We start from the raw sequence: 13,453 nt of genomic DNA, 5'->3' as shown, positions 1-13,453 counted from the left end.
TATTACGTTGAAATTGTCTAGTTTTGTAAAAAACTAAACCATCCTAATATTCCAAGAGTTTTGAAAGATACCTTCCGACATCAGGGCATGCGTAAAAAATTAGCTGAAATCGTTGAACAAAAAGGAGTTTCAGATAAAAGGGTACTCAACGCTATAAAAAAAATACCACGACATTTATTTATGGAAAGCAGCTTTGAGGAGCATGCTTACCAAGATAAGGCATTCCCTATTGGAGCGAGCCAAACCATTTCCCAGCCCTTTACGGTTGCCTTTCAGAGTGAATTGTTGAAAGTGAAAAAAGGAGATAAGGTTCTTGAGATTGGAACTGGAAGTGGTTATCAAACTGCTGTACTTCTCGAATTAGGAGCCCAGGTATATACTATTGAAAGACAAAAGGAATTGTTTAAAAAGACAAATTTGTTCCTTCCCAAACTTGGCTACAAGCCCAAGCAAATGATCTTTGGTGATGGTTATAAGGGATTAGTTGCTCAAGCACCATTTGACAGCATTATTGTTACCGCAGGAGCCCCTTTTGTTCCCAAACCATTGATGGCCCAACTCAAAGTAGGAGGTAGGTTAGTGATTCCTGTAGGGGAGGATGTCCAAGTGATGACGCTCTATACGCGTAAATCTCCCAAGGAATTCGAGATGTTTGAATATGGCGAATTTCGTTTTGTCCCCATGTTAGAGGACAAAAATTAAGTAATAATTCCGTTAAACGGATTTAACGAAAAATTTATAGTATAATACAAATATACGCTATCGGTTTGCGTTATATTTGTCTGTCAAGGGGCTATTTTGATGGTCCAAGACCAATTAAAATTAAGTACAAATTAATTTAACAGCATCATTATATGACACTTATAAAATCAATTTCTGGAATACGAGGTACCATTGGAGGAAAAACAGCAGATAACCTAACACCCTTGGATACTGTGAAATTTGCCGCGGCGTATGGTAGTTGGCTTCAAGGACAATCTTCAAAAGATAAGTTAACGGTGGTTGTTGGTCGAGATGCTCGGCTCTCTGGAGAAATGATTGAAAAGTTAGTAGTTTCTACATTGGTAGGACTTGGAATTGATGTTATAAATTTAGGTTTGTCCACAACGCCTACCGTTGAGATCGCAGTACCTATGGAAAAAGCTGATGGAGGAATCATTCTAACCGCTAGCCATAATCCAAAACAATGGAACGCTTTAAAATTACTCAATAACAAAGGTGAATTTATCAGTGGTCAAGATGGTTTGGCAATTTTAAAAATTGCCGAAGATGAAGATTTTAATTTTGCACAGGTTGATGATCTAGGTAAAATTACGGTCAATGATTCTTATATGGATATTCATATTGATGAGGTACTGGAATTATCACTTGTGGATGTTGATAAAATAAAAGCAGCCAATTTTAAAGTGGTTGTGGATGGTGTCAATTCTAGTGGGGGGATCATTATACCGAAGCTACTAAAAGAGCTTGGCGTAGCCGTTATTGAATTGTATTGTGACCCTACGGGTGACTTTCCTCACAATCCAGAACCTTTAAAAGAACACCTTACAGATATTTGTAAACTCGTGGTTGAGGAAAAAGCCGACATGGGTATTGTAGTCGATCCAGATGTTGATCGATTGGCCTTTATCACTAATGAAGGAGAAATGTTTGGCGAAGAATACACTTTAGTAGCCTGCGCTGATTTTGTCTTGGGTAAATCTAAAGGGAATACGGTGTCGAACCTTTCATCATCTAGAGCACTAAGAGATATTACCGAGAGACACGGAGGAAACTATCAAGCATCAGCCGTAGGAGAGGTTAATGTGGTGTCACTTATGAAGAAAACCCAAGCCATAATTGGAGGAGAGGGTAATGGAGGAATTATTTATCCTGAGAGTCATTACGGAAGAGATTCTCTAGTTGGAGTAGCACTGTTTTTAACCCATTTGGCAGAAAAGCAAATGACTGTAAAGGAGCTTAGAGAGAGCTATCCATCTTACTTTATGAGTAAAAAGAAAATTGAATTGACTCCAGATTTAGATGTCGATCGTATTTTAGAAAACGTGGTTGAAACCTATAGTGGTGAGGAGATCACAACCATTGACGGCGTTAAAATTGACTTTGCTGACAGTTGGGTACATCTTCGCAAGTCCAATACCGAACCTATAATTCGTATTTATACTGAGGCAACCACGCAGCAAAATGCTGATGACTTGGCGAATAAATTTATTGCTGAATTAAAAGCTATAGCACTGGTGTAATTGGATAGGTGTTAATCCTCTTTTGGAGCCTTGTCCTTGTGCTTGAATCTGTTGTGAGTCCAGAGGTAATACTCTGGTTTATTTCTGATTTCTCGCTCTAGGTGTTCCCAATAAATATCAGTGATTTCATAATCAGGGTATTTTGCTGAGTTTGAAGTTATGTCAACAATGGTGGTTTCATAATATCCCCGTTTTACTTTTTTTACACAAAAGAATACAACGGCCATATCGAACTTTTTGGCCAGGGTTTCTGCAGCGGTAAAAACAGGGACCTTAACACCGAAAAACTCCCGCCAATAATCTGCATGCGTTAATTGTGGGGATTGATCGTTTACAAAGCCGTATAATGACAATCGGTTGTCTCGATGATTCTTAAGTACTTTTCTGGCAGTTTGATATCTGGATACCAATTCTCCGCCGTTTTTCTTTCTTATTTTTTTTATCAGACGATCAAAATATTTATTAGAAAGAGGGGAGTAGATGCCGAAACCTTCGTGTTTGATGTGCGAAGCAAGTGATAATACCCATTCGTAATTAGCGTAATGGCCACAAAGTAGTACGACGCTTTTGTTTTGCTCAGCATACTTGTCCAGGAGTTCTGTATTATGAAATACGGCATGTTTTTTCATCTGCTCGTTGGTCATGGTCATGGATTTGATCATTTCCAAAAATAGATCGCACATGTGGAGATAGAAATTCTTGCGAATGGTCAATAATTCTTGATGACTTTTCTCAGGAAAGCAAAGTTGGAGATTTTGAAGGACTAATTTTTTTCTGTAGCCTACCACATGAAAAAGAATGATATGTAAGAAATCTGAAACTTTGTACAATAGCACAAATGGTAATTTGGAAATAATCCAAAGTACTGGATAGCTTAACAAATAAACGAGTAACTGCATTCAGTATCAATTTTGGCAAATGTACACAAAAATAAACAGGATTTTTGTTTCATTTGTTGGCTATACTTTCAATCCCTGCAATTGAAAATAATAGTTGTGATTAATTAGTATATCGTGATTTTGTATGAGCAACAGTTCAGGCATTAGCTGTATTTGGATTCAAAACCAATTAGAATTCGATATAGGAAAAAATTGTGTTTTAGTGAATTTGGAGTAATACTCTGACCATATAAAAATGGAATGCCATATATTTGAACTAGAATTTTTCAAGTCGCACTATGAATATAAATATCGTTACCATTGTGGTTATTTTAGCCAATGTTATACCATCCTTTATAGGATTTAAAGATTACAGCTTTTTTGAGCGTTATAAGTTTCATATCGGATCTATTAAGAAGGGAGAACGAATTAGAATTCTAACCTCTGGTTTTTTACATGTAGATGTAACGCATTTGCTTTTTAATATGCTAACGCTCTATTTCTTTGCTCCCATTGTGGTGGCTTATTTTGGAAGTGTTAAGTTTCTGATCGTTTATTTAATTAGCCTAATAGCTGGTAACCTGTTATCCTTGAACTTTCACAAAGGTGAATACCACTATAGTGCAGTAGGAGCCAGCGGTGCCGTTACAGGTATTCTGTATGCTGCAATTTTGTTACAACCCGATATGAGACTTGGGTTCTTTTTTATACCAATTCCAATTCCAGCTTATATTTTTGGAATTGGGTATTTGCTGTACTCTATTTACGGAATGCGTAACAGAGTAGGTAATATTGGGCATTCAGCTCACTTTGGCGGAGCCATTGGAGGATATGTGATCACACTGTTGTTCTTCCCGTCACTTATTTGGGTACAACCCCTAATGGTAGGTCTATTAGCTCTTCCTATTGTGATTTTATTTATACTCGAAAAATCTAACAAATTATAGTTTGGCACTAGGTTTGTTATACATACAACTATAAAACCAATTTATTAAAGCAAGATGAAAAAAGCAATTTTAGTATTAACCGTATTATTTACAACCATGAGTTTAACAGCACAAGAAACATCACCATATGTATCAGTCAGTGGAGAAGGTATTGTTAAAGTTGTTCCGGACCAGGTATTTATCAAAGTTAGAGTCGAAAATCAAGGCAAGTCTGCTCAGGAAGTCAAACAACTTAATGATAAAGCCATTGACCAGGTTCTTAAATATGCCAAATCGATGGATGTCGCTAAAAAAGATATCAATACTGAGTACATCAATTTAAATAAAAACTACGATTATCAGACTAAAGAATACCATTACGTAGCCAATCAGTCTATTTCTATTCTATTAAAGGATTTGGACAACTATACTGAATTTACGCAAGGACTATTAAATGCGGGAATCAACAGAATTGATGGTGTTGAATTTAGATCTACTGAGATCGAGAAATACAAAACACAGGCTCGCATTGCTGCTGTTAAGGACGCTAAGAAAAAAGCTGATGAGTTTGCCTCTGCGTTGGGAATGAGTGTAGGTAAAGCTTTGTTTATAAATGAAGCTGGAGGAGTAAGTGCTCCACAGCCTGTTTATAGAATGGAAATGGCTAAAGCCAGCTTTAGTGACTCAGGTAGTATGGAAACTATCGCAGTTGGTGAAATGGCTATTAAGGCAGAAGTTTCAATTAGATTTGAGCTAAAATAATTGAAGTGTAGGTCTTTACCAAGCTCTATTAATAATCGTTAGGGGTTGTCCAATTCGGATGCCCCTTTTTTTTATGGGGTAAACTGATCTAATACCATTGTTTTACGCTCTCTTTCTGGTAATTGTAATTTCCATGATGATATCATTGGCCTGATCAGATTTGACAATCCTTTACTTTACATTTGTCTATCGACTTCACCTATATTAGGATTGTACCTTATCGTTTTCTGGGCAAAAGGTATATGTCTTATTCGTTTGGTAAATGGATACAAAAAACCCAGGAAATTTATTTAAAATCGCCTGGGTCTATATCTTAAGCATTTTCAAATGGTATAATCTGAAATAATGCCTATGGTTTAATACGAATCGTATTTCTTAAGGTAATAGCGTAGCTATTTTTGCATAAAGCTCTTCGCCACGAAGGTCCTTTGCAATAATCTTACCTTCAGCATCCAAGATGTAGGTTGCAGGTATTGACTTTATATTGTACAATTCTGCGATAGGATCTTGCCAGAATTTAAGGTTCGACATATGGTGCCAAGGCAATTGATCTTCTTCAATAGCTTTAATCCAATCTTCAGCTTTTCTATCCAAAGAAACACCTACTACGTTTAATCCTTTCTCGTGGTAATCTTTGTATAGTTCTACTAAATTAGGGTTTTCTACTCTACAAGGTTTACACCATGCAGCCCAAAAGTCTAGGATGGTAACTTTACCTAAAGAAGATTTTAACGAGATGACCTCTCCCTCTGGTGTAGGAGCAGAAAAATCAGGAGCTATTGAACCTATAGATAATTTCTTAACGCCTTCAAACTGCTTTGCTAGTGCTTTACCGATCTCATCGTTTTTCAAAGCGTCAGACAGTCCTTCGAAAAGTTCTGCTGCTTTGTCTGCATGAGGGCTGTTGGCCATCTGCTGCAATACCATTAAAGAAATGTATGATTCAGGATTGTTTTTTACGAAATTCTGCTCATACTCTCTGGCCTCTTGTTGAACTTCACTAAAAGTTTCAGTAAGCATATTTAATGAAACGGTATCCCCTTTTTGTTGGGCTTCCATCCCTTGTTTTTGGATGCTAGCCATTTTTTCTCTTATGCTTTTAGTTCCGTCTATAAACGAGTTAAAATCGTCGTTAGAAGGCGTACCAACAACCTTAGAGGTATTCAAACTATCAACATGAGCAGTAACGGTAATGTTACCTTCTTCAAGGATTATTGGAAGAATTCCGCGGTTTCCATCAAAAAGTAAGTAATGCAACTGAGGACTATCTGCAGTTCCGGCGAACTCTACCATTCCGTTCTTAATTTCTAAAGTATCTATTATGCTGGGTGGTAATCCAGTCTGTGGTTTTTGCAAATACACAAGTTTCCCATCTTCTACTCCTGCTGCATTAACTGTTACTTTATAGGCATTCTCAGCAACCTTTTCACACGCTACTAGACCTACAAGTAGGACAATAATTAATCCAATTTTTTTCATTAAGTTATTTTTATTTGATTTTTGCTAATTACAAAGTTAAAATTTCAGTTCAATTCCAAAAGGGAATTAACAAATAAAAGCCTTGAAAATATAGTTTCAAGGCTTTTATATATAATTTCTAATGTTATTTTAGAATTGGTATCGGATTCCTAAACCGATATCGAAGCCTAAATCGTCATCGAAGTCATTAAATCCTAATTCTGGTCTAAAGTCCAGAGATAGCAATAAAGGAATATCAAAGTTATATTCGATCCCAATATCACCTGCTACGAATAAAAATGTGCCGCTATGGTCATAATTATTGTTATCGAACCAATCCTTGTCGCCGTCGTAACTTCCTAAACCACCACCAGCACCTACATACCAATTAAATCCACCTTCTATAGGGAACACCCATTGATAAAGTCCGGTAAGTTTAAAAGCATCAAAATGATCTTCATCTCTCCAACCAAGGTCAAATTCAAGACGATTATTAGAAGAAAGGCCTCTTTGATATGATATTTCTGCTCCGAATCCATTACCATCTCCAAGACGTAGTCCTAATGCATTTTTAGAAATTTCCTGCGCAGCGGCAGTCGATGCAAATCCAATAACTAAAACACTAAATAATAGTAGCTTTTTCATAAATTTGGTTTTTGTTTGTCTTATATACGGTAGAAAATTAACTAAAAGTTTATGTTCTATTGTTAAAAAATTCTAAAAACATGTTAAAGGCCTTGTCCTCAACTATTAAGGGAGAGCTATTTTTGGATGATCTTCATCGTACCATTTACGCTACAGATGCCTCGGTGTATCGACAGCTTCCTTTAGGGGTTTGTTATCCTAAAGATATAGAAGATATAACTCAGGTTATTCGCTTTTGTCATCACCATAATGTACCTATAATTCCAAGGACTGCAGGAACCTCTTTGGCAGGTCAATGTGTAGGAGAAGGCTTGGTAGTAGATGTGTCAAAACACTTGACAAGTATTTTAAAATTAGACGCCGACAAACAAACAGTTACTGTTGAGCCCGGAGTAATTCGAGATGAGCTCAATGCATATCTACAGCCACATGGTCTATTTTTCGGACCCAATACATCGACTTCCAACAGATGTATGATTGGAGGGATGGTCGGAAACAATTCCAGTGGAACAACTTCCATAAAGTACGGGGTCACTCGAGATAAGATCATCGAAATCCACGCGATATTAAGTGATGGGTCCACAGCCGTATTTAGAGATCTAACTGCCGAAGAATTTCAGCAAAAGTTGACATTAAAAACGCTTGAGGGTGATATATACCGATCCATTTTTGAAGAACTGACAACAGAGGGAATCGCATCACAAATCCGCGATAACTTTCCTAAACCGGAAATTCATAGAAGAAATACTGGTTATGCATTAGATGAGCTCCTTAAGTTTCAACCCTTTGATACAGAAGGAGGAAAATTCAATTTATGTAAATTAATTGCTGGTAGTGAAGGAACCTTGGTCTTTATGACTAAACTAGTTCTTCAACTCGATACCTTGATGCCTGAGTCGGGCGTCATGGTTGCTGCGCATTTCAACAGCGTATCGGACTGCTGTGACACTGTATACAATGTGATGCAGCATGATTTGTTTACCTGTGAGATGATGGATAAGGTGATATTGGATTGTACTAAAAACAACAAATCTCAATTGCCCAATCGATTTTTTATAGAAGGTGATCCTAAAGCTATTCTGATGTTAGAGCTCAGGGCAGATGATAAGGACATATTAGAGGAGATGCGCCTGAAATTAATAGCAGCCTTGGATCAAAGTCTAAGCTATGCTCACCCGTCCCTATACGGTTCGCAAATTGATCAGGCTCTTGAACTTAGAAAAGCTGGTTTAGGATTATTGGGTAATATTGTAGGGGATAAGAAGGCTGTAGCTTGTATAGAAGACACGGCAGTAACAATTGAAGACCTGAGTGCCTATATAGCCGAGTTCTCTGAAATAATGAAAAAATACAATCAGGCGGCAGTTTATTATGCGCATGCTGGTGCAGGGGAGCTGCATCTACGCCCAATCTTAGATTTAAAAAAATCTGAAGACGTAAAGCTATTTCGTCAAATAACTACCGAGGTAGCTCATTTGGTTAAAAAATACGGTGGATCTATGAGTGGAGAACACGGTGATGGAAGGGTAAGGGCAGAGTATATTAAGCTAATGATTGGAGATGCCAACTACCAAATTTTAAAACGTATCAAACAAGTCTTTGATGCCAAAGGTATTTTTAATCCGGGAAAGATTATAGATGCAGATCCCATGGATACCAATCTACGATATGAAGTTGATAGAAAGGAACCTGAAATTAACACCCTTCTGGACTTTTCAGATTCACTGGGAATTCTAAGGGCATCAGAGAAATGTAATGGAAGTGGGGACTGTCGAAAAACACATCATTCCAGTGGCTCAATGTGCCCGAGTTACCATGCTACAAAAGACGAAAAAGATACCACACGCGCCAGAGCCAATGCTTTACGAGAATATTTAACCCAATCTGAGAAACCTAATAAGTTTGATCAAAAGGAACTCAAGGAGGTCTTTGATCTTTGCGTAAGTTGTAAGGCCTGTAGCAGTGAATGTCCAAGTAACGTCGATGTAGCCACCTTAAAAGCTGAATTTCTGTATCAGTATTACAAGAGTAACAAACCTACTTTGCGAGATCGCGTTTTTGCCTATAATGCTCAACTCAATAAAATGGGAAGCATTTTACCCTGGGTAACCAATAGTAAAATAATGGGATATGTTATAAAAAAAACACTGAATATTGCCGACAAGAGAAGATTGCCACAAGTACAGCGTTTTAATTTTGATACCTATCTAAAAAAGGCACTGCTAAAGTATCCGACCCCGAATAGGGGTAAAGAAGTGGTCCTGTTTATCGATGAGTTTACTAAGTATATGGATGTTACCATAGGTAAGGATGCTATTGATTTACTTCTTGGGCTGGGTTATAGTCCTATACTGTATTATGGTGAAAGTGGCCGGAGTTTTATTTCCAAAGGATTTTTAGCGCAGGCTCAAAAGTATGCCAATCAAAATACAAAGGCCTTAATTGGCTATCTGGATGAACAAATTCCAATAGTAGGTATAGAGCCTTCTGCAATACTCAGTTTTAGGGATGAGTATGTAAGGATGGTTGATGATCAGGTAACTGCAGCCAAGCTTGCCAAGGGTAGTTTTATAATAGAGGAGTTCTTAGCGAGTGAAATTAAAAAAGGCTTGATTACCTCAGATCAGTTTACCCAAGAGAAGCGTACCATAAAGTATCACGTTCACTGTCACCAAAAGTCGCAATCAGATACCAAGGTAAGTTTTGATATTCTGAATTTGCCAACCAATTACAAGGTGACTTTGATCAATTCAGGTTGCTGTGGTATGGCTGGTTCTTTTGGTTATGAAAAGGAACACTATCATGTGAGTATGCAAATGGGAGAATTACGCCTATTCCCTTCCATTAGAAAAGCTGCCGATCAGTGTACCATTGTGGCCAATGGAACCAGTTGTCGACATCAAATCAATGATGGGACAGGAGTAGGTGCCATACATCCTATAAGCCTTTTAAAACAAGCCTTGGTGTAGTGTTACAACTGTATGATTATGGATTGATTTGGTCGTTTAACTTTTTCTTTCAGCTAATATCTTGTTGAATTTTTAAAGCATGTTCATACTCGTCTTTATGCACGAATACCTGCACCTGATCTATAATGGCCGGTCCAAAACCAGCCAATCTTCCGGATTCGGTTTCATTTTTGATAACAGGATTAATACCAGCTTCCTTAAGCCGATACTCCAGTTGTTTACTCATTACAATGCTACCGGTGAAAATTCGAATATAGTTTTGATCTTCCATTATTATAATCTGAATTAGTGTTTAACTTTTGTTGTATTTATTGTTCCATATAGCTGGGTTAAAATTTTTACCCAATGCCACGCCATAAAATATTGTGATTGTTCCAATCATTTTAAAAACAAAGAGAAAGATAATCCAAAAATAGATACGATCCTCTTTTGGCGTAAAAAGATCCAAAGGGATGATATTGGCAACGATCCAACTCAAAGCAATAACAGTAATTGCTAGGTGTAAAAAACTTTTAAACGGCAATACTAAATATTTTCGTAGTGGATGCAAGTCTTTTCCCCATTTGTGTACGAGATAGAAATAACCATTTCCCATTGGGGCAAACAATAAAGGGTCATCAGGATTTTCCAGCTTAAAAAGTTTGGAAGGAGCAACAATTTTAAATCCTTGTATTTGAACTCGATGCGCATCTTCCAGTTTTTCTATAGCTTCAATTGCGGATTTGGGATATTTTCCTTTGAAATATTTTGAACTTAAAAAACGTAAACGATATTGAATACATATTTCTTTGATATGGTCAATGTGATAGATTCTATCACTGTCTAAAAGGTCAAATTGAAATTCATTATGACCATCAGATGGGGATTGAAGTTCTTTTTGAATGTCGGCTTTTCGATTTAAAATCGCATATACCTCATTTAATAGTTGCTCCCCTTCATGGTTTTTATCCCTGAATGTTTTAAGTTTTTCCTCAATGTTAACCCGGTTCCACATAGACTAAAACACTTAAATTAAAATAAGGTCTTTATAAAATTAAACAAATTATCCCAAATCATAACTATGAAGGTGTTAAAGTTAAACACCCTAAAATGTTTGGGATATCTTGTTAGACTATGTGTGAATTTAGTTTAAAACCAAATTCAATTATCGCAATTGCGCGTTGATTTGTTTCTCGAAACTATCCTGTAATTTGCGCATTACTTTATCAATCTGTTTGTCCGTTAGGGTCTTGTTTGTATCCTGCAATGTAAAACTAACAGCGTATGATTTTTTACCATCAGGTAATTTATCACCTTGATATACATCAAAGAGATTCACATCCTTCAATAGATCCTTTTCACAATTGTAAGCGATATCTGCGATGGTATCAAAATTGATATTTTGATCAATAAGCAGAGCTAAATCCCTTCGCACCCCAGGATATTTTGAGAATGATGTAAAGTTGATATCCTGTTCTTTCACGAGTTCTATGACATTGCCCCAATAGAAATCAGCATACAAAACTTCTTGTTTAATATCAAAATGTTTTAGAATCTTTGGGTCCACAACACCAAAGGATACAATGTTTTCTTCTCCGATCTTATATAGCAATCCTTCCGAGAAAATGGAGCCTTTTGCCGCACTGGCTTTAGGCTCTTTAAGCCCTAGACGCTCTATAATGGAATCAAGTACTCCTTTTAGAATGAAAAAATCACTTTTATGTTCTGAAGTATTCCAGTTCTCCTTGTGAATATTACCGGTGATTAACAAACTTAAGTGTTTATGTTCTTCTCTTTGGTCAGCGTACTGATGATAGGTTTTTCCAAATTCAAAAAACTTTAGGTCGTTACTCTTGCGGTTGATGTTATGGTGAATAGCCTCTAGACCACTAAAGAGCATCGATTGTCTCATGACAGAGAGTTCTCTACTCAAAGGGTTAAGGATATTAATATTGTGCTCCTCTTTGAAATCCTCCGTTAATTCCACATAAGCTGGGGAAGTAAGTGAGTTTGTCATAATCTCATAAAAACCATTAGAAGCTAATTGGTTTGCAATAGCGTTTTGGATTTTGTAATCCTCAAACTTAGAAGTAGGGGCAATAGAGGCATTTAATTTTTTGGTGAACTCTATATTGTTATAACCATAAATACGCAAGATCTCTTCAATGACATCCACCTCGCGTTGTACATCCACTCTAAAAGATGGAATGGTAAGTCCAATTCCTGTTTCAGTGACATTGTTAATCTTAATGTCAAGTGAGCTCAAAATGGACTTTATGGTGTCTGTGGAGAGGTTTTGCCCAATAAGTGAGTTAACCTTTTCGAAGGTTAAAAACACTTGGAAATCCTCAAACTTTTTAGGGTAGAAATCCTCGGCATCACTTGATAAGGTTCCGCCAGCGATTTCTCTAATTAATAAAGCAGCCCTTAGTAAGGCATACTTTGTACTATTGATGTCAATACCTCTTTCAAAGCGGAAAGAAGCATCTGTATTTATTGCGTGTCTTTTAGCTGTTTTTCTAACCGAAACAGGGTTAAAATAAGCACTTTCTAAAAACACGGCTGTGGTTCGCTCAGTAACTCCCGAATTCACTCCCCCTAGAACTCCTGCGATACACAGTGGTTTTTCACTATCACAAATCATAAGATCCTCTGCATGGAGTTCTCGTTCTACACCATCAAGGGTGGTAAACTTCGATCCCGGTTCTGCAGTTTTTACTACAATTTTTTTAGATGCTATCATATTGGCATCAAAGGCATGTAGAGGTTGCCCTAATTCGTGCAACACATAGTTGGTAATATCCACCACATTATTCTTTGGAGTGATTCCAATGGCTTCTAGGCGATTTTTAATCCATGAAGGAGACTCTCCTACTTTAATCCCGGAGATGGTTATACCGCAATACCGAGGACATAGCTCTTTATTTTTCACATCCACATCAATTCGTAGTGTTCTGTTGTCTACGTGAAAACTACTAACTGAAGGTGTGATGAACTCTAAATGTATATCATTTTGTATCAGTCCTGCTTTTAAATCACGTGCGACACCATAGTGACTCATGGCATCTGCTCGGTTAGGCGTTAGACCAATTTCAAAAACAGTATCTGAAACTATTTCAAATAATTCAGCACATGGAGTACCAGGAGTTAAGCTTTCATCCAAGACCATGATACCTTCATGCCCCTTACCCAAACCTAATTCATCCTCAGCACAGATCATCCCAAAGGATTCCTCTCCTCTAATTTTCCCTTTCTTAATGACCCAGGATTCTCCGTTTTCTGTATAAAGGGTAGTTCCAATGGTAGCCACAGGCACCTTTTGACCGGTCGCTACATTAGGTGCTCCACATACAATCTGAAGAGGCTCTTGTGACCCGATATCCACTTTTGTAAGTTTTAATCGATCAGCATTCGGATGTTGCTCACATGAGAGCACGTGTCCTACTACAATACCCTTTAAAGAACCTTTTACCGACTCAAATTCTTCAACTCCTTCTACTTCTAATCCTAAATCAGTCAATAAGGCTGATGTTTTTTCAGCATCCCAATCAAGTTGAATAAATTGCTTTAACCAGTTATATGATATTTTCACC

At 37.2% G+C, this 13,453-nt stretch carries 11 protein-coding genes; 5 read left to right on the top strand and 6 right to left on the bottom strand.

Annotated features, from left to right (window positions below; genetic code table 11):
- Nucleotides 1-60 precede the first annotated feature (60 nt).
- Nucleotides 61-702 (top strand): protein-L-isoaspartate(D-aspartate) O-methyltransferase, encoded by a 642-nt coding sequence (locus ACN0TV_RS10520; RefSeq protein ID WP_417362820.1) that lies wholly within the window; start codon nt 61-63, stop codon nt 700-702.
- 152 nt (nt 703-854) lie between these two features.
- On the top strand, nt 855-2,243 hold the full coding sequence (gene glmM, locus ACN0TV_RS10515; protein WP_417362818.1) for a phosphoglucosamine mutase: 1,389 nt from the start codon (nt 855-857) through the stop codon (nt 2,241-2,243).
- A gap of 11 nt (nt 2,244-2,254) precedes the next feature.
- Here glmM and ACN0TV_RS10510 read toward each other — a convergent pair whose 3' ends face one another.
- Entirely contained in the window at nt 2,255-3,142 is an 888-nt protein-coding gene (locus ACN0TV_RS10510; RefSeq protein WP_417362816.1) for a lysophospholipid acyltransferase family protein, read from the bottom strand.
- A 278-nt stretch (nt 3,143-3,420) separates the two neighbouring features.
- On the opposite strand from ACN0TV_RS10510, the gene ACN0TV_RS10505 reads away from it, so the two are divergent.
- Both ACN0TV_RS10505 and ACN0TV_RS10500 read left to right on the top strand, forming a co-directional pair.
- A complete protein-coding gene (locus ACN0TV_RS10505; protein WP_417362814.1) occupies nt 3,421-4,068 on the top strand; it encodes a rhomboid family intramembrane serine protease in 648 nt (215 codons plus the stop codon).
- 54 nt (nt 4,069-4,122) lie between these two features.
- Nucleotides 4,123-4,809 (top strand): SIMPL domain-containing protein, encoded by a 687-nt coding sequence (locus ACN0TV_RS10500; protein WP_417362812.1) that lies wholly within the window; start codon nt 4,123-4,125, stop codon nt 4,807-4,809.
- Between the two features lie 375 nt (nt 4,810-5,184).
- On the opposite strand, the gene ACN0TV_RS10495 is transcribed toward ACN0TV_RS10500, so the two are convergent.
- Nucleotides 5,185-6,288, bottom strand: coding sequence for a redoxin domain-containing protein (locus tag ACN0TV_RS10495; RefSeq protein ID WP_417362810.1), 1,104 nt, complete (start codon nt 6,286-6,288; stop codon nt 5,185-5,187).
- A 129-nt stretch (nt 6,289-6,417) separates the two neighbouring features.
- Nucleotides 6,418-6,912 (bottom strand): hypothetical protein, encoded by a 495-nt coding sequence (locus tag ACN0TV_RS10490; protein WP_417362808.1) that lies wholly within the window; start codon nt 6,910-6,912, stop codon nt 6,418-6,420.
- A gap of 80 nt (nt 6,913-6,992) precedes the next feature.
- Between ACN0TV_RS10490 and ACN0TV_RS10485 the strand changes: the two genes are divergently transcribed.
- Complete coding sequence (locus ACN0TV_RS10485) at nt 6,993-9,881, top strand: FAD-binding and (Fe-S)-binding domain-containing protein (protein WP_417362806.1); 2,889 nt, start codon at nt 6,993-6,995, stop codon at nt 9,879-9,881.
- A 49-nt stretch (nt 9,882-9,930) separates the two neighbouring features.
- Here ACN0TV_RS10485 and ACN0TV_RS10480 read toward each other — a convergent pair whose 3' ends face one another.
- From ACN0TV_RS10480 to pheT, 3 genes are all read right to left on the bottom strand, one after another.
- On the bottom strand, nt 9,931-10,152 hold the full coding sequence (locus ACN0TV_RS10480) for a putative signal transducing protein (RefSeq protein WP_417362804.1): 222 nt from the start codon (nt 10,150-10,152) through the stop codon (nt 9,931-9,933).
- A 21-nt stretch (nt 10,153-10,173) separates the two neighbouring features.
- The gene (locus tag ACN0TV_RS10475; protein WP_417362802.1) at nt 10,174-10,875 is read right to left on the bottom strand and encodes a hypothetical protein; all 702 of its coding nucleotides are present in this window, start codon (nt 10,873-10,875) and stop codon (nt 10,174-10,176) included.
- A 150-nt stretch (nt 10,876-11,025) separates the two neighbouring features.
- Nucleotides 11,026-13,452 carry a phenylalanine--tRNA ligase subunit beta gene (pheT, locus tag ACN0TV_RS10470; RefSeq protein WP_417362800.1) on the bottom strand — a complete coding sequence of 809 codons (2,427 nt, stop codon included), beginning with the start codon at nt 13,450-13,452 and terminating at the stop codon, nt 11,026-11,028.
- Between the last annotated feature and the right edge of the window lies 1 nt (nt 13,453).

It is taken from the genome of Galbibacter sp. (genome assembly GCF_048266365.1).
Classification (GTDB): domain Bacteria; phylum Bacteroidota; class Bacteroidia; order Flavobacteriales; family Flavobacteriaceae; genus Galbibacter.
The sequence above is the reverse complement of the archived record's forward strand: the minus strand, read 5'-3'. Positions and strand labels throughout refer to the sequence as shown.